This window comes from Bacillus vallismortis (assembly GCF_004116955.1).
GTDB lineage: Bacteria > Bacillota > Bacilli > Bacillales > Bacillaceae > Bacillus > Bacillus vallismortis.
Genome location: NZ_CP026362.1, coordinates 2,900,515 through 2,916,055, shown reverse-complemented (window position 1 = coordinate 2,916,055; position 15,541 = coordinate 2,900,515). Strand labels below are relative to the sequence as shown.

Sequence of the window (15,541 nt, the reverse complement as noted above, 5' to 3'; positions counted from 1 at the left end):
CTTAAGCTTCGATATTGTCTATGTTGTTACGCATACGCGCCAGCACACCAATAAGCAGGCGGCGCTCGTCAGCACTTACATTTGCGAGCATTTCCTTCATGAAACGCTCCTTTTCTTTCTTAGAAGACTCGATCCGCTCTCTTCCTTGGGCTGTTAACTGAACAAGGGTGATGCGATTGTCCTCAGGCTTGCGCCGTCTTGAGACCATGCCTTTGGCTTCCAGCTGTTTCAGGTGTCTAGTGACGGCTGCACTATCTATATTTACTTTCTTTTGAAGGTCGCTTTGACTGATCTCATCTGCATGATAAAGCAATGTCAGCAATTCCAAACGAGATTGGCTGATGCCCGTGCATGCCTCGAACTTCACGCCAATCACCTTGTTCACGCCTTGCAGCTGATATAAAATCTCGGCTTCCTCTGAACAAAATGACGCCAAAACCCATCCCTTCTTTCTTGTCAAATCTATTAATTGATATATCAATGATTGACACGTCAATTAATATACAATGATTGATTCCAACTTGCAAGCCATTTGCACATTTGAAAAATCTCCCTCGTTTATGAAGGGAGGTTTTGGTCATTCTTGCGGCTCAGGATAAAACATCAGCAGAAAAAAGCTGGCCGTTTTTTCAGAAGAATTGATGTAGCTGTGCGGGGTTGATCCTGTAAATTGCAGGGCATCTCCTGAAGCGAGCATGTGCTCCTGGTCTTGCAGTTTAACCGTTAATTCACCTTCTTTAATGAGTAGATATTCTTCTCCTAAATGTGTTTTTGCTTCATGTATACATCCAGGTTTCAGATCAACAACGTAAATTTCAAACTTTGTTTCAGGATTGTAGGGAAAAAAAGGGTAGACACTGTAGTTTTCTTCATTATCTGTAACAGGTTCAATATCCTTCAGATTGATTTTTTTCACTTTCGGTTTGTCTTCTTTCAGAAATATAGAAAAGGATACTTGAAGCCCGTTTGCGATCTTCCATAGCGTGGTGACAGTCGGGGTTGATTTCCCTTTTTCGATTTGTCCGAGCATCGCTTTGCTGACACCCGTTAATTCAGAAACTTGATCAAGAGTCAGTTTTCTGTTTTTTCTAAGTTTGACCAGATTCATTGCGATAATGGCTTGGATATCATCCATACATGTATCTCCTTACGTCCATATTCGTTTTCATTATAACATATGGAAATCTGTTATTACATTCTATTGTCAGCTATAACATACAAGTGTATAATATGTTAGACGAGGAGGGGACCAGAATGATATCTGAGAAAGAAATGGCTCATGCACAAACTGACGAGCCGACATTTCTGAAGGGGCTTCAAGATTGTATCCCGACGCTGATCGGTTACATCAGTGTAGGATTGGCACTCGGAATCGTGGGAATTGCATCGCATTTGAGCGTGATGGAAATTGTGCTTATGTCGGGATTGGTTTTTGCGGGCGGCGCCCAGTTTATTATGTGTGCGTTGTTGGCGGTAAACAGCCCGATGTCCGCCATTATTTTGACGACGTTTATCGTGAATTTGCGGAATTTTCTATTAAGTGCTGCGCTCGCTCCTCATTTTTCAAAGTATTCACTGGCGAAAAATGTAGGGATCGGCATGATGGTGACAGATGAGTCGTTTGGTGTGGCTTCCAATAAGATTGTCAAAAACGAGCCGATTAACGATCGCTGGATGTTCGGCTTAAACCTTACAGCATATGCGTGCTGGGTGCTGTCTTGTCTGGCGGGTGCTGTTTTTGGCAAATGGATAACCGACCCGGAATCATTCGGACTTGATTTCGCGGTGACGGCCATGTTTTTAGCGCTGCTGATTCTTCAATTGGAGCATGTTGTGCCGGCGAAGCTCAAACATTATGTCTCTCTCATGATCTATATGGTGATCGCCATGGTTGTGTTTTCTTTCTTTATGCCGTCTCATCTTGCTGTCATCATATCAACGGCCATCGTAGCGACAATCGGGGTGGTGACGGATAAATGAGTATCAATACATACGTCTTGATGGTGATTATCGGCTGTGCGCTGGTGACGATGATTCCCCGTATCATTCCTTTTTTAGTTGTACGGAATATCACTTTGCCGGAGCCCGTGCTCAAATGGCTTTCCTATGTGCCGGTGTGTATATTGACAGCGCTGGTCGTAAAGGATTGTATGATTCAGTCTAATGGTACTGTGCAATTGAATTGGCCTGCAGCCGCCATCTTGATCCCGACCCTCTTGATTGCGATGAAAACGAAAAGCTTATCCATTACTGTGATCAGCGGTGTACTTCTTATGGCGGGTTTGCGGTTATGGGCATAAAACAAGAGGATCGGCACTTACTTGATCAGGGCAGAAGACCCTGATTTTTTTGTGTCTTTCGTTCAAGCTTTAAGCGGCTTTCACAGCTTGAAAGTTATGATACAATATACAAATGTTTCACAGCTTCAATCCATCGTTGGGGTTGACATGGATTTGACATAAGGGACTAGGTTGAAGGGAAGGTTTGATAACATGCTGCAAAATCCTACTGGAAAAGAACGCTTGGCATTGGCGTTGCTGCTCGGCATGCTTGCTATATTGGGCCCGCTTAATATAGATATGTATTTGCCGAGTTTTCCTGAAATCGCGGATGATTTATCAGCAAGTGCTTCACTTGTACAGTTAAGTTTAACAGCCTGTCTGGTCGGCCTTACCATCGGCCAGCTGATCGTCGGGCCGGTCAGTGACGCGCAGGGAAGACGAAAGCCGCTATTAATCTGTATTTTTTTATTTGCGTTATCTTCTCTGTTTTGTGCGCTGTCGCCCAACATTACAACACTAGTGACTGCGCGCTTTTTACAAGGGTTCACCGCTTCCGCGGGACTTGTGCTGTCTCGCGCCATCGTCCGCGATGTGTTTACTGGAAGAGAGCTTTCTAAATTTTTCTCGCTGTTAATGGTTATTACAGCTGTTGCGCCAATGGTTGCGCCAATGACAGGCGGCGCCATTTTGCTTTTGCCATTTGCAACGTGGCATACGATTTTTCACGTGTTAACAATCATCGGGTTTTTACTTGTCCTGTTGATTGCGTTTCGATTAAAAGAAACGCTGCCGCCGGAAAAACGGATTCCAAGCTCAATCGGAACATCTGTTAAAACGATGGGCAGCCTGCTGAAGGATCGGTCCTTTATGGGGTACGCGTTAACGGTCGGATTTGTTCACGGGGGAAGCTTTGCATATGTGTCCGGTACGCCTTTTGTATACCAGGATATTTATGGAGTGTCGCCGCAGGTGTTTAGTATTCTGTTCGGCATTAACGGCCTGGCGATTATATCGGGCAGCTTTATCATCGGGCGCTTTGGCGGAATCATCCATGAAAAAAGCCTGCTTCGCATAGCTGTCATTACCGCTATGATTGCGACGGCTGTGCTTTTAGCTATGACCATTATTCACGGCCCTCTCGCCACATTAGTCATATCCATTTTTATTTACATGATTACAATTGGCATGGTTCTGACCAGCACGTTTACGCTGGCTATGGAGAAGCAGGGGCAACGAGCCGGAAGCGCAAGTGCGCTGCTTGGCATGCTTCCGCTTCTCCTCGGATCGATCGTTTCCCCGCTTGTCGGCATTAATGAAACGACTGCCATTCCAATGGGAGCGATCATGTTTGTGACAGCGGTCATCGGTTCGCTGGCGTTTTTTGGACTAACGAAGGAGCGAGCGGAGCACAGCTCATAAAAAAACCTGACATGGCGTCAGGTTTTTTGTTTTAGTTAGAATAATAACAGCAGGCCCGCAATCGCAGGAGTCAAGAAGATGGCCGATTTCAGAACCACCTTTGGCATAAGGTTGGTGAATTTCGCGCCTACATAGGCACCGCACATCGTGCCGACTAAGACTTTCATCAGCAGTATATAATCGACATAACCTTCTGTGATGTATCCGATTCCTCCACCTACAGCGAGAGGAATGATCACAAGCATCGTCGTTCCGACAGAATGGCGGATGGACAGGTTCAGCATGATCATTAAACCGATTTGAATAAAAGGCGCCGACCCAATGCCGAAAGTGCCGGAAAGAACGCCGGAAACAATGCCTAAAATGACCGCTCTCGTATACGTTGAAAGGTGGCTCTGATTCATTTGAGCCTTCTCTTTTAAAAGAAACAATCTGATTAAAATGAGAATCGCTGATAAAAACAACATCCCAGCCGTCAAGTAGTGTAGCAAATCAGACGGAATAAAGGATGTCAGCTTGGCGCCGAAAAATGAGCCAACCGCAGCAAAGCATCCGACTGTTAAGCCGATTTTCATCTGAATGTTGCCTTCACAATAATGGCTGTACGCCCCTGATAAGCTGGTAAAAGCCATGCCGGCGAGAGAAGTGCCAAGAGCCGTATGAATCGGGATATGGAAAAGAAGAGTTAAAAGTGCAATGACAAAGCCTGCTCCTCCGGCACCAATAAAGCCTAAAATAATTCCCAAAAGAAACATAACTAGAATAATGAGCATATTTTTCCTCCATTGAAAAGGTCTAAGAATGTAAGAGTGCGCTGTTTTGGCGGAGGTATGGCGGCTCATTGACGATGAAAAGCATGCCGGTTTTTCAGTTGCCAGTAGTCCGTCGACCGTCGTTCAGCAAACATATCGTACCTCAAATTCTGAGATCTGACAAGGCAGTTTGTTGCTTCCCATTACCATCTGTTATATGATTTTGATGAAGAAAAGCCCATGAATATATTCAAAAGAGGTATTATATATGGACGATTTTAAATTAGACAAACCGACTCCTTACTACCTGCAATTTTATAACCAGCTGAAAAAAATGATCTTCAACGGAACTTTTAAGCCGGGGGAACGGATCAACGAAACACAACTGGCGAAAAGCTTTGGTGTCAGCCGATCTCCGATAAGGGAAGCTATGCGGCTGCTTGAGAAAGACGGTTTGTTAAAAGCAGATGACCGAAATGGATTTTCTATTACATCGTTAACGGCAAAAGATGTAGATGAGATTTATAAAATCAGAATTCCGCTGGAGCAGCTGGCAGTTGAGCTAGTCATAGAAGAAGCGGATGAGGAAGAGCTTGCCATTCTTGAAAAACAGCTTGAAGAAACAGAAAAAGCCATTCACAACGGAACAGAAGATACGGTAATCATCAGCTTAAACCAAAAATTTCATGAGCTCCTTGTCGATTTTAGCCATAACAGACATTTGAAAAATTTGCTTGAGCATGTCAATGATCTGATTCACTTTTGCAGAATCCTAAATTATACTGGCGACCACCGTGCAGAGACGATATTGAGTGAACACCGCAAGATATTTGAAGAAGTGAAAAAGAAAAATAAAGAAGCGGCCAAACAGTATGTGATGGCTCATTTCAATCATGACTGTGAGCATTTGAAACATGTGATTGGAGAAGGAAAAGAGAATTGATTTGCGTGATACGGTACCAGGGGGAGCTTCTCCTTGGTTTTTTTGTGTTCACAAACATATAAAAGGGCTCCCGTTAATACCATTTTATGATGGATTTATTAACGAATAATGGGGGTTACACATGTTTATCCATATCGTCCGGCCTGGTGATTCTTTGTTTTCCATAGGCAGAAGATACGATGCTGCTGTTGATCAAATCCAAGGTGTGAACGGGTTAGAAGAAACGAATATCGTGCCCGGTCAGGCTCTGCTTATCCCTCTTTATGTGTATACGGTTCAGCCGGGAGACACGCTGACCGCCATTGCGGCAAAATCGTTTGTTCCATTAGAGCGGCTGCGGGCGGCAAACCCGGGCATCAGCCCAAATGAATTGCAAGTCGGAGCAAAAATAACGATCCCTTCTATCTCAAATTACATTGCGGGAACGTTAAGTTTTTATGTGCTCCGAAATCCCGATCTCGATCGCGAATTAATTAATGACTTTGCCCCATACTCGTCTTCAATTTCGATTTTCGAATACCATTTTGCACCTAACGGCGACATTGCAAATCAATTGAATGATGCGGCCGCAATCGAGACCACATGGCAAAGACGAGTGACGCCGCTTGCTACCATAACAAACCTTACATCAGATGGTTTCAGCACAGAACTCGTTCGCCAAGTCCTGAACAATCCGGCAGCGAGAACCAATCTGGTCAACAATATTTATTACTTGGTCTCGACAAGAGGATATGGGGGTGTGACAATCGATTTTGAACAGGTAAGCGCCGCGGATCGTGATCTGTTCACTGGATTTTTGCGCCAGCTGAGAGATCGTCTTCAGGCGGGAGGGTATGTGCTGACGATAGCTGTTCCTGCAAAAACAAGCGATAATATTCCATGGCTGAGGGGCTATGATTACGGAGGGATCGGAGCAGTTGTCGATTATATGTTTATCATGGCTTATGATTGGCATCATGCCGGAAGTGAGCCGGGGCCTGTAGCGCCGATTTCGGAGATCAGAAGCACCATTGAGTTTGCGATTGCGCAGGTGCCAAGCAGAAAAATCATCATTGGAGTTCCGCTCTACGGGTACGACTGGATTATCCCGTACCAGCCGGGCACTGTTGCTTCAGCCATTTCAAATCAAAATGCAATCGAAACAGCGATGAGGTACCAAACCCCGATCCAATATTCAGCCGAATACCAATCACCTTTTTTCCGATACCGTGATCAACAGGGGCGGACGCATGAGGTATGGTTTGAAGATGTCAGAAGCATGAGCCAGAAAATGCTGATCGTCCGGGAATACGGACTGCAAGCCATAGGCGCTTGGCAGTTAACCTTGGGTTTCACGCCAGGCCCATGGCTTTTGCGGAAATTTTTTACGATCAGAAAGGTATGAAAAAGACACCAAAGCTTGGTGTCTTTTCAGGATTTAGTCCAGATGCGTTTCATGAATCAATCATTTGTCCCTTGCGTGGCGTTGCGTTCCCATTTTACGATTAGTAGAGTCTGATCAAACATAGCGAGTGAGAGGGAGTAGTCAAAATGAAAACGGTATTGATTTTAAATTTTCCGGCGGAAGGCCATGTGAATCCAACCTTAGGCATCACAAAAGCATTTTCCGAGAAGGGATATGATGTCCATTATATTTCCACTGAAACATATAAAAAACGATTAGAAGCAGCGGGCGCAACTGTCCACCTTCACCGCGACCTGCTCCGAACAACACCTATTCAAATCGCTTCACCCAATGGAATTCTTGAGTTTCTTAAAATCCATATCAAAACCTCGCTGGACATTTTACATATAGTAAAAGACTTATCTAAGAGCATTCAATTTGATTTTGTTTATTTTGATAAATTCGGGGCGGGGGAATTGGTGAGGGATTTCTTAGATATTCCCGGAGTCTCTTCATCAGCATCCTTCCTGTTTGGCGAAGAGCATCTGAAAATCCTGCCACTGCATCCGGAATCCGGAATCCCGCTTGAATTGGATCAAGAATGCGAAGACCTTTTGGCTCAAATGAAAGAAACGTACGGTGTTGCCCCGAAAAATCTGGTTCAATTCATGAACAATAAAGGGGAATTGAATGTCGTGTATACAAGCCGTTATTTTCAGCCTGAAAGCGATCGTTTCGGGGATGAATGTCTGTTTATCGGTCCCAGCTTTCCAAAGAGAGCGGAAAAATCAGATTTTCCAATTGAACAGTTAAAAGATGAAAAGGTCATTTATATTTCAATGGGCACTGTTCTGGATCATACGGAGGAATTTTTCAACCTTTGTATAGATGCATTTTCTTGCTTTAACGGAAAAGTCGTTATCGCTGCCGGAGAAAAAGCGGATCTGGCCAAATTAAAGCAGGCGCCGGAAAACTTTATCATCGCCCCATATGTCCCTCAGCTGGAGGTTCTGGATCATGCTGATGTTTTTATTACACACGGCGGAATGAACAGCGTAAATGAAGGCATCCATTTCAATGTGCCTTTGGTTGTATTGCCCCATGACAAGGATCAGCCAATGGTGGCACAGCGTCTTTCTGAACTTCATGCTGGCTATGTCATCTCAAAAGATGAAGTTGATGTGCAAAAATTAAAAGAGGGCGTAGATGAGGTTTTGCATCACGATCAATATACGAAAGGGATCCAAAAAATCAATCAAAGCTTCCAAGAGTGCATGGACATGGATGAAGTGATGGAGCGGATGAATAAATTGATTCGTCAAAAAACCAAATAAGCAAAGAACTCCCGTCATTCAGGACGGGAGTTCGACATTTAAAACTCGATTTTAATCTTTTGAGCATCACTGATTTTCTGATGGTTGTGGTCAAAGACGTCACTTGTTGTGATTTCGATCCATTTGATCTCTTTTGCTTTTTTCTGATGAGACTCTTCATCATGGTCATGGCCGCTTGATGCGTTCACAATAAAACCAAGGTTTCCGGACTTCTCGGCTCCGGCTTCCAATTCCCCATTTAACTCTTCAAGATAAATGTCTTTGTTCCAATCAAAGGTTTCCCCTGTATTTGTTTTCATTAAGGCAATCGGCGCAACATTTACTTTCTTTGAAGATGTGTTCTTGATGTCAACGAAGACCTTAACGAAATCAAACTCCTCATCGTGTGTTAACACATGAAAATAATCAATCATGCTGTAGTCCGGACGCAAATGGATCAGCTTCATCTCTTTTACTGTTAACTCCACGTCGCCAATCTTGTAAGTTTGATTCACTTGCTTGATATCCTTTAAAACAGCTTTTCCTTTGTCATCAGAAAACGTTTGGCCCGCCTTCGTCAAAGATCGGTCATCGGTAACTTGGGAATTAGGCTGATACTCATCTCTGCTGTCTTTTTGAGATGATGTGCTCTGCGGAGCGGCTTTTACCTTTTGCTCATCGCCCGCATTTTGTTTTTCTGTATTGGCGTTTGACGAGCAGCCCGCAAGCATGACGATAAAAACAGCAATCGAAAGAATTCGTCTCATCATGATTCCTCCATTAAAAAGAGAGCCCGTCACTTTCATACAAGTAACGGGACACCTTGTATTCTATTACTTATCGTTAATCTTAATCTTGTATTGTAAAGCGTCGAAAACTTTTTTGGCGATTTCAGTATTATCAATTTGCCCTGCAAAATCCTCGCTGGACGGTCCGTACGCGTAGACGGGAACATCTTCACCAGTATGTCCGCTTGTCGTCCATCCAGTGTGGGAGCGTTTATTGAAAATCTCCTCGATCGCGTTATCGATTTCAAGCACTTCTTTCGTTTTTGCGGCTTTTTCAACAGATTGAATTTCTGATTTTGTTAAAGATAATTTCTTTTGGTCAATATACGTTTTTAATGTTTTTTCAACACCTGCGCCGTCAGCGATTTTTTCTGCCATAAAATCAGGTGTGCGCTTTGCGGCTTTAATAGGTTCGCTGAACCAGTTGTAGATGCCGTCCGCACCGATGGAATACCCGCCGGTTGAGTGGTCAGCCGTTGCGACAACCAATGTGTGCTTGTCTTTTTTGGCGAAATCAATAGCCGCCTTAAAAGCTTGTTCGAAGTCTTCCATCTCACTCATGGCAGCGACGATATCATTGTCATGTCCCGCCCAGTCAATCTGGCTGCCTTCCACCATGAGGAAGAAACCGTCTTTATTCTTGTTTAATTTTTTAATAGCAATGTTTGTCATATCTTTTAATGAAGGAATATCCTTCGTGCGGTCAATCATTTTAGGCAGGCCGCCGTCAGCGAATAGGCCGAGAACTTGGCTGTCTTTATTTTTAAGCATGTTCTTGCGGTTATCCACATAGCTGTATCCCGCTTTTTTGAATTCTTTGATCAAATTGCGGTCCTTTCGGTCAAAATTGCTTTTTCCTCCGCCGAGAAGCACATCAATTTTGTGTTTGCCGTTTACCATTTCATCAAAATAGTCATCGGCAATCGAGTTCATGTTTTTCCGGCTGTGATTGTGGGAACCGAAAGAGGCCGGAGTGGCGTGTGTGATTTCTGAAGTGGCCACAAGTCCTGTTGATTTTCCTTTTTCTTTCGCTGCTTCAAGAACCGTCTTGACCTCTGACCCGTCGTTATCCACCGCAATCGCATTGTTATATGTTTTCACTCCAGCTGACATAGCCGTAGCCGCAGCTGCAGAATCTGTTACGTTTTGTTCTGGATCTTCAGGGTAAGTCGTTTGCTGGCCGACAAGGTATTGATCAAAAGCGGTAGGCTCTACAAACTTTGTCTTTTTATTATCCTTTAAATAACGATAAGCGGACGTATACGACACACCCATACCATCACCAATCAGAACGATCACATTCTTAATTTCGTCTTGATTCCCCTTTTTCTTTTCCTTGGCGCTAGCTTCAGGCACACTGCCGCCGGCTAAGCTGCTGAACGCAATAGTTGATAAAAGCGCGATAGGCAGTAATTTCTTCGGGAATTTTTTCAACTGGATAACCTCCTAAAAATAGATGAATCTCAATGACAACCTCATTATATTTTTAAATTGTTAAGCGAATATGAATTGATTTTAAAGATTGGATTTACAAGAATAAGAGAGTCGCGGACAATGAGGCCCTTCCGACGGAGTGAGGACGAGCATATAAAAAGATCAGGCTGAATGCCTGCGGGGATAAGGGGGGGCAGAGAGACTTACCGGACAATTTGCAAGCGGAAAGCAGGGACCTCTATGAGATTCCCCGCTTTTATTTAATGATCAAACAAGGTCTTTTCATTAAGGGAAAACTGACTCGCAGTAGCATGATCACCTTGCTTCCATATCACTTCAACCGTAATATCATGGCCTTCAAACTCATGTTCATCTAACCGCTCTAAAAAAGAAACGGATGTCTCTTTTGCGCTTCCATCGCGGGAAGTGCCGCCGGAATAATCGCGCATGGGGATTTCAGTATGAGAACGTAACAGAACCTCATGATCTTTTTTCACAATCAGTGACTCGACATAAGTGTGGTCTGCTTGAGCCGTATCGCCTATCCAATAAAGATTGCCGCTGTATTCATTCGGTGCATCTTCATTTTTTGTGAAAACTGCTTCCCAATTCCGATCTTTGCTTTCTCCCTGCCAGTTCGGATACTCCAATCGCACATCATGAAACAGATGATAGGAAAAAAAGATCAAGCAGAAAGCCACTAATAAAGATGCTGTGAAAATGAGAGGGTATTTATAATGACTGGACATAAAACAACTCCTATTCATTTAATCAATTACCTTTGAAAAAAGAATTTCATCTCGAATTAAAATGCCGTTTTCAGCTTTCTTAGGAATCTCCGGCTTGAGTCGCCTCGCTTTTTCAACTGCATTCGGAAACAATGCGGTGAATTGATAGCCTCTCTTTTGATAAAACGCCATCGCATATACATTATCATTTGTTGTGATAAGCTTTATTCGTTGACAATGGGCAATTTTAGCCGTCTCTTCAACCTGCTGCAGTAAAGCTGTGCCGATTCCTTTCTTTTCAATGATACGATCTAATGAAATGATTTCACAATCTTTTCCATCTATCACGTATGTAATAAAACCGATGATTTGGCCATCCTCATCTAAAGCGGCATAGCCATCTAATTCATCACATCGAAAAACGCCGCTGGAAATCACCATTTCGGGTGAACCCCAATGCTTGGCAAAAAAATCGGTTATTATATATTGCGGCAACTCATTGCTTGCGACAATCTTCATCGTAATCCTCCTTTTAGAAAATGTGCAATATCAATATACAATATATAACAATTAGAAAATAGATGTTGAGGTGACGGTATGAAAATCAACGATATCATTTATGGACAGCACCAAATAAACGGGGTGCTGGAAGAGCTTATCAAGAGCGCGCCGGTGCAAAGGTTAAAAGGAATCTATCAAGGCGGAGCAAGCTTTTTAGTCAATCGAAAGTGGGATGTGACACGGTATGAGCACTCTCTTGGCGTGATGCTCCTCATCAAAAAGCTGGGAGGAACGATAGAAGAGCAGATAGCGGGCCTGCTCCACGACGTATCACACACGGCTTTTTCCCATGTAGTTGATGTTGTCTTTGAAAATGAAGCGGAAGACTACCATGAAAATATCTTTCAACAAGTCATTGTTCACTCTGAGATTCCGGGGATTTTAGAAAAACACGGTTATGATGCCGAAGAACTTTTAGCAGACAATACGAGATGGACATTGCTGGAACAGCCCGCACCAGAGCTCTGTGCTGATCGGACAGACTATACGCTGCGGGACATGTACCGATATGGACACATTAGTCTGCACGAAGCGCAAACCTTTTTGGATCATCTTATTGTGAGAAACGGAAGGATGTTTCCAGATCGTATTGAAGCCGCTGAATGGTTTGTCGGGGTATATTACAAGGAAGTAATTGATTTCTTTTTGAATCCCGTGAATGTATATGGCTATGAATACTTAGCACGAACGTTGAAGGCCGCGCTGCGTCACAATGTCATATCCGCGGATGATCTGCTGAAAACGGATCAAGAAGTACTCGACATCCTGTACGCATCCAAAAATGAAGAAGTGCTGAGCTTGCTTACACATATTCATCCCCGCGTTCAACTGAAAGAAGATGACACCCAGTACGATTTCCATCTAAAAAAGAAAATGCGCCTCATCGATCCATCTGTTTTTCATCATGGCAAATGGGTCAAATCCTCAGCTGTTTCTGAAAACATCAGAAAATGGGGCGAGTCCGCTTATCAAAAAGCGAAAAAAGGTGTGTATATAAAAGTATTACATCACTAATAGCCGCGTAAAAGCGGCTTTTTTCATGTTTGGCTTTGCAAACAAGAGGGAATAGTACAAACTGAGGGAACGTTTTATGCCGTATTTACATACCTTTCGGGGGTATAGTATTATCGAGAGGGCATGTTTGCTTGCAGATATGAGATTTTATCGTCTGCGGGCGAAAAAATGAAGCAAAGGAGAATGAACATGAAAGTCTCTAAAAAAGCACTGGGAATTCTGATGTTATCTCTTGTTTTTATTTTATCAGCATGCGGCAATAACAATAGCGCGAAAGAAAGCAAACATGAAAATCATTCAGGGTCTTCATCACATGAAGAAATGGAACATTCCGGATCAGCTGACGTGCCAGAGGGATTACAGGAATCTAAGAATCCGAAATACAAAGTTGGCAGCCAGGTAGTTATCAATGCTTCCCATATGAAAGGCATGAAAGGTGCCGAAGCTACAGTGACCGGTGCCTATGACACAACGGCGTATGTGGTCTCATACACTCCGACAAACGGGGGACAGCGGGTGGATCATCACAAATGGGTGATTCAGGAAGAGCTCAAAGACGCGGGAGATAAAACATTAAAACCCGGAGATCAGGTGATCTTAGAGGCTTCCCATATGAAAGGCATGAAGGGAGCAACAGCAGAGATCGAATCCGCCGAAAAAACAACCGTGTACATGGTTGACTATACATCGACAACAAGCGGCGAAAAAGTGAAAAACCATAAATGGGTCACAGAAGATGAGCTTTCAGCTAAATCATAAAAAAAATCCTCCTGTTACAAGGAGGATTTTTTTGCTGTCTGAACAGGTCTTGTTAAAGAAATCAAGGCAAACAGGACAGCGATAATGACAATCGATCCGCCGCACCAGGCCGTTGAGACAACAGTACCTGTCTGATCCAATACAATACCACCAATGGCTGAGCCAAGTGCAATTCCGACTTGAAGGGCAGACGTATTAAAGCTTTGCTGAATATCAGACGAATCTGGCGCAATTTCAATTAAATAGCTTTGCTGAGCAGGTGCGAGACTCCAGCTCAGCAGTCCCCAAATCACCATGACAGGCAAAAAGAAAACCAAAGACGATGTTGACAGCGGCAGTAAGAACATAATGACGGCAAAGGAACCGGTCACCAGCAAAATGCTCTTAAACGAACCAAGCCGGTCAGAAAGCGCCCCCCCGAAAGGACCTCCACACACAGCAGATATCCCGAAAAGGAAATAACAAATGCTGACCCAGAAAGAGCTCAGGTGAAGAGTTTCTTCTAAAAACGGCGCAAAGTAGGCGTATAGCGTGTAGTGTCCGGCTAAAGTAAACATCGTGACAAGGTGTGAACTCGCGATTTTTAAATTGCCAATCGTCTTGAGCTGCTCCCGGAAAGGTATCATTTTTTCCGTCGGTATCTTTTCAAAGAAGATTGAAATAATCAGCATGGAGACTAGCGCCAAAAGTCCAATGCCAAGGAACAAAATGCGCCAGCCGAAGGAATCACTGATTAAGATTCCGAGCGGCACGCCTAATGCGATAGCGGAACTGAATCCCATAAAAATAATGCCGATTGCGCGCGCTCTGTATTCAGGCGCTACAATTTTCGGAGCGATCGTTAAGGAAAGCACAACAATCAGCCCTGTACTCATCGCAGCCAATACCCGTGATACCATAAGCGTCGCAAAGTTAGGGCTAAAATAGGCGACAAGATTGCTAAGGAAGAAAACAAATAAGGCTATTAAATATAAACGCTTGCGCTCAATCTTCGCAGTCAATGCCAAAAGCAGCGGCCCTGACACTGCATATCCCAGCGCAAACACACTGATCAGCTGCCCGGCTGAGACAATGGAAATGTCTAAATCATTTGCGATCTGAGGAAGAATTCCTCCCACAATTAACTCAACCAATCCGACTGCAATCGTAGAAGCTGCAAGCAGGAAAACTTTAAAATTCATAACAAACTCCTTTACTTAAATGTTTTGACAAATAAAAAAATCCTGATTACAAAAAATGTCATAAACAAATTTTGTAATCAGGATTTTACGGTTCCTGGTAGACACCCTCAAACCATATTATTGAGGTTATACAAGTGATAATAGCTATATTGAATTGATTCGTTTCCGTTGATGAGTGTATCACATTATGAATGAATCTTCCATAGAAAAATTTGCAAAGCGGTGAACTGCACGAGAGTATGATTATATTTATTTTATAAAAGTATAGACATTTAAAAATAAATGCCTATAATAACAATTGTAAGCGTTTTAATCATAAGGGGGGGATAGCAGTTGAAAAAAATATTACTTGCGTGCAGTTCAGGAATGTCAACTAGTCTATTGGTGACAAAAATGAAGGAATACGCACAATCCATCGGAGAGGAAGCGGAGATTTGGGCAGTCGGGCAAGATAAAGCGAAAGAAGACATGAAAAAAGCGGATGCGGTATTGATCGGCCCGCAAATGAGCTTTCTGAAAAGCGAACTGCAAAAAGAAGCGGATCAATACAACATTCGGGTTGAAGTCATTGACATGATGGCCTATGGAATGGCAGATGGCAAAAAAGCGTATGAGCAAGCATTGTCATTAATGGAGAATCAATAATGGAGCAGATAAAAATCACAGATTTAACAGACGAACAAATCAGTTTTCAGCTCATCCTGCACAGCGGAAATGCCAGAAGCTCCATCATACAATCACTGCGTGCCTACAAGGAAGGGAACAAGGAGGAGGCGGATGCCCTCATTACAAAGGCTGATCAGGATTTATCCGCGGCCCATGACATTCACTTTCAAATGATACAGAAAGAATCTGGCGGGGACGCGGCAGCATTCTCCTTGCTGCTTATGCATGCGGAGGATCACCTGATGTCAACATTGACCATGAAAGAATTAGTGAAAGAGCTGCTTGATCTCTTTCAAACAAAGAATCTATAAAAAATC

18 protein-coding genes and 1 riboswitch are annotated in these 15,541 nt (G+C 43.4%); of the genes, 10 read left to right on the top strand and 8 right to left on the bottom strand.

The annotated features are described in order from the left end of the window. Position 1: 1 nt before the first annotated feature. Complete coding sequence (locus tag BV11031_RS15390) at positions 2-496, bottom strand: MarR family transcriptional regulator (RefSeq protein ID WP_082246413.1); 495 nt, start codon at positions 494-496, stop codon at positions 2-4. An 81-nt stretch (positions 497-577) separates the two neighbouring features. Further along, positions 578-1,135 (bottom strand): helix-turn-helix domain-containing protein, encoded by a 558-nt coding sequence (locus BV11031_RS15385; protein WP_010331142.1) that lies wholly within the window; start codon positions 1,133-1,135, stop codon positions 578-580. Positions 1,136-1,254: 119 nt separating this feature from the next. Here BV11031_RS15385 and BV11031_RS15380 point away from each other — a divergent pair, with 119 nt between their 5' ends. The 3 genes from BV11031_RS15380 to BV11031_RS15370 all read left to right on the top strand — a co-directional run bounded on the left by BV11031_RS15380 (position 1,255) and on the right by BV11031_RS15370 (position 3,701). Then, positions 1,255-1,980, top strand: coding sequence for an AzlC family ABC transporter permease (locus BV11031_RS15380; protein ID WP_010331141.1), 726 nt, complete (start codon positions 1,255-1,257; stop codon positions 1,978-1,980). Beyond that, complete coding sequence (locus BV11031_RS15375; RefSeq protein WP_010331140.1) at positions 1,977-2,300, top strand: AzlD domain-containing protein; 324 nt, start codon at positions 1,977-1,979, stop codon at positions 2,298-2,300. Before BV11031_RS15380 ends, BV11031_RS15375 begins: the two co-directional genes overlap by 4 nt. A gap of 192 nt (positions 2,301-2,492) precedes the next feature. After that, positions 2,493-3,701, top strand: coding sequence for a Bcr/CflA family efflux MFS transporter (locus BV11031_RS15370; protein ID WP_010331138.1), 1,209 nt, complete (start codon positions 2,493-2,495; stop codon positions 3,699-3,701). Positions 3,702-3,736: 35 nt separating this feature from the next. On the opposite strand, the gene BV11031_RS15365 is transcribed toward BV11031_RS15370, so the two are convergent. Then, entirely contained in the window at positions 3,737-4,474 is a 738-nt protein-coding gene (locus BV11031_RS15365; protein WP_010331137.1) for a sulfite exporter TauE/SafE family protein, read from the bottom strand. Between the two features lie 247 nt (positions 4,475-4,721). Between BV11031_RS15365 and BV11031_RS15360 the strand changes: the two genes are divergently transcribed. The 3 genes from BV11031_RS15360 (at position 4,722) to BV11031_RS15350 (ending at position 8,114) form a co-directional block, all read left to right on the top strand. Then, the gene (locus BV11031_RS15360; RefSeq protein ID WP_010331136.1) at positions 4,722-5,396 is read left to right on the top strand and encodes a GntR family transcriptional regulator; all 675 of its coding nucleotides are present in this window, start codon (positions 4,722-4,724) and stop codon (positions 5,394-5,396) included. A gap of 121 nt (positions 5,397-5,517) precedes the next feature. After that, positions 5,518-6,780, top strand: a complete 1,263-nt coding sequence (locus BV11031_RS15355) for a glycoside hydrolase family 18 protein (RefSeq protein ID WP_010331135.1) — start codon at positions 5,518-5,520, stop codon at positions 6,778-6,780. A gap of 146 nt (positions 6,781-6,926) precedes the next feature. After that, the gene (locus BV11031_RS15350; RefSeq protein WP_010331134.1) at positions 6,927-8,114 is read left to right on the top strand and encodes a macrolide family glycosyltransferase; all 1,188 of its coding nucleotides are present in this window, start codon (positions 6,927-6,929) and stop codon (positions 8,112-8,114) included. Positions 8,115-8,152: 38 nt separating this feature from the next. Here the strand turns inward: BV11031_RS15350 and BV11031_RS15345 are convergent, their stop codons facing one another. The 4 genes from BV11031_RS15345 to BV11031_RS15330 all read right to left on the bottom strand — a co-directional run bounded on the left by BV11031_RS15345 (position 8,153) and on the right by BV11031_RS15330 (position 11,562). Next, complete coding sequence (locus BV11031_RS15345; protein ID WP_026014572.1) at positions 8,153-8,860, bottom strand: DUF4352 domain-containing protein; 708 nt, start codon at positions 8,858-8,860, stop codon at positions 8,153-8,155. A gap of 66 nt (positions 8,861-8,926) precedes the next feature. Continuing rightward, a complete protein-coding gene (locus BV11031_RS15340; RefSeq protein ID WP_010331132.1) occupies positions 8,927-10,315 on the bottom strand; it encodes an alkaline phosphatase in 1,389 nt (462 codons plus the stop codon). A gap of 260 nt (positions 10,316-10,575) precedes the next feature. Further along, the gene (locus BV11031_RS15335) at positions 10,576-11,064 is read right to left on the bottom strand and encodes a DUF4944 domain-containing protein (protein WP_010331131.1); all 489 of its coding nucleotides are present in this window, start codon (positions 11,062-11,064) and stop codon (positions 10,576-10,578) included. An 18-nt stretch (positions 11,065-11,082) separates the two neighbouring features. After that, on the bottom strand, positions 11,083-11,562 hold the full coding sequence (locus BV11031_RS15330) for a GNAT family N-acetyltransferase (protein WP_010331130.1): 480 nt from the start codon (positions 11,560-11,562) through the stop codon (positions 11,083-11,085). 78 nt (positions 11,563-11,640) lie between these two features. Here BV11031_RS15330 and BV11031_RS15325 point away from each other — a divergent pair, with 78 nt between their 5' ends. Further along, positions 11,641-12,618, top strand: coding sequence for an HD domain-containing protein (locus BV11031_RS15325; RefSeq protein WP_010331129.1), 978 nt, complete (start codon positions 11,641-11,643; stop codon positions 12,616-12,618). Positions 12,619-12,741: 123 nt separating this feature from the next. Next, entirely contained in the window at positions 12,742-13,377 is a 636-nt protein-coding gene (locus BV11031_RS15320) for a YdhK family protein (protein ID WP_082246412.1), read from the top strand. Between the two features lie 14 nt (positions 13,378-13,391). Here BV11031_RS15320 and pbuE read toward each other — a convergent pair whose 3' ends face one another. After that, on the bottom strand, positions 13,392-14,558 hold the full coding sequence (gene pbuE / locus BV11031_RS15315) for a purine transporter PbuE (protein WP_010331127.1): 1,167 nt from the start codon (positions 14,556-14,558) through the stop codon (positions 13,392-13,394). A 54-nt stretch (positions 14,559-14,612) separates the two neighbouring features. Then, positions 14,613-14,712: riboswitch (purine riboswitch) on the bottom strand. Between the two features lie 179 nt (positions 14,713-14,891). On the opposite strand from pbuE, the gene BV11031_RS15310 reads away from it, so the two are divergent. Beyond that, positions 14,892-15,203 carry a PTS sugar transporter subunit IIB gene (locus tag BV11031_RS15310; RefSeq protein WP_010331126.1) on the top strand — a complete coding sequence of 104 codons (312 nt, stop codon included), beginning with the start codon at positions 14,892-14,894 and terminating at the stop codon, positions 15,201-15,203. After that, a complete protein-coding gene (locus BV11031_RS15305; protein ID WP_010331125.1) occupies positions 15,203-15,535 on the top strand; it encodes a PTS sugar transporter subunit IIA in 333 nt (110 codons plus the stop codon). Before BV11031_RS15310 ends, BV11031_RS15305 begins: the two co-directional genes overlap by 1 nt. Positions 15,536-15,541: the final 6 nt, after the last annotated feature.

Bases quoted from the DNA above. Each gene is read 5' to 3' on its own strand.
- pbuE (WP_010331127.1), bottom strand. From the start codon at position 14,558: ATGAATTTTAAAGTTTTCCTGCTTGCAGCTTCTACGATTGCAGTCGGA.
- BV11031_RS15365 (WP_010331137.1), bottom strand. From the start codon at position 4,474: ATGCTCATTATTCTAGTTATGTTTCTTTTGGGAATTATTTTAGGCTTT.
- BV11031_RS15345 (WP_026014572.1), bottom strand. From the start codon at position 8,860: ATGAGACGAATTCTTTCGATTGCTGTTTTTATCGTCATGCTTGCGGGC.
- BV11031_RS15375 (WP_010331140.1), top strand. From the start codon at position 1,977: ATGAGTATCAATACATACGTCTTGATGGTGATTATCGGCTGTGCGCTG.
- BV11031_RS15370 (WP_010331138.1), top strand. From the start codon at position 2,493: ATGCTGCAAAATCCTACTGGAAAAGAACGCTTGGCATTGGCGTTGCTG.
- BV11031_RS15330 (WP_010331130.1), bottom strand. From the start codon at position 11,562: ATGAAGATTGTCGCAAGCAATGAGTTGCCGCAATATATAATAACCGAT.
- BV11031_RS15325 (WP_010331129.1), top strand. From the start codon at position 11,641: ATGAAAATCAACGATATCATTTATGGACAGCACCAAATAAACGGGGTG.
- BV11031_RS15385 (WP_010331142.1), bottom strand. From the start codon at position 1,135: ATGGATGATATCCAAGCCATTATCGCAATGAATCTGGTCAAACTTAGA.
- BV11031_RS15350 (WP_010331134.1), top strand. From the start codon at position 6,927: ATGAAAACGGTATTGATTTTAAATTTTCCGGCGGAAGGCCATGTGAAT.
- BV11031_RS15320 (WP_082246412.1), top strand. From the start codon at position 12,742: ATGTTTGCTTGCAGATATGAGATTTTATCGTCTGCGGGCGAAAAAATG.
- BV11031_RS15380 (WP_010331141.1), top strand. From the start codon at position 1,255: ATGATATCTGAGAAAGAAATGGCTCATGCACAAACTGACGAGCCGACA.
- BV11031_RS15305 (WP_010331125.1), top strand. From the start codon at position 15,203: ATGGAGCAGATAAAAATCACAGATTTAACAGACGAACAAATCAGTTTT.
- BV11031_RS15355 (WP_010331135.1), top strand. From the start codon at position 5,518: ATGTTTATCCATATCGTCCGGCCTGGTGATTCTTTGTTTTCCATAGGC.
- BV11031_RS15360 (WP_010331136.1), top strand. From the start codon at position 4,722: ATGGACGATTTTAAATTAGACAAACCGACTCCTTACTACCTGCAATTT.
- BV11031_RS15335 (WP_010331131.1), bottom strand. From the start codon at position 11,064: ATGTCCAGTCATTATAAATACCCTCTCATTTTCACAGCATCTTTATTA.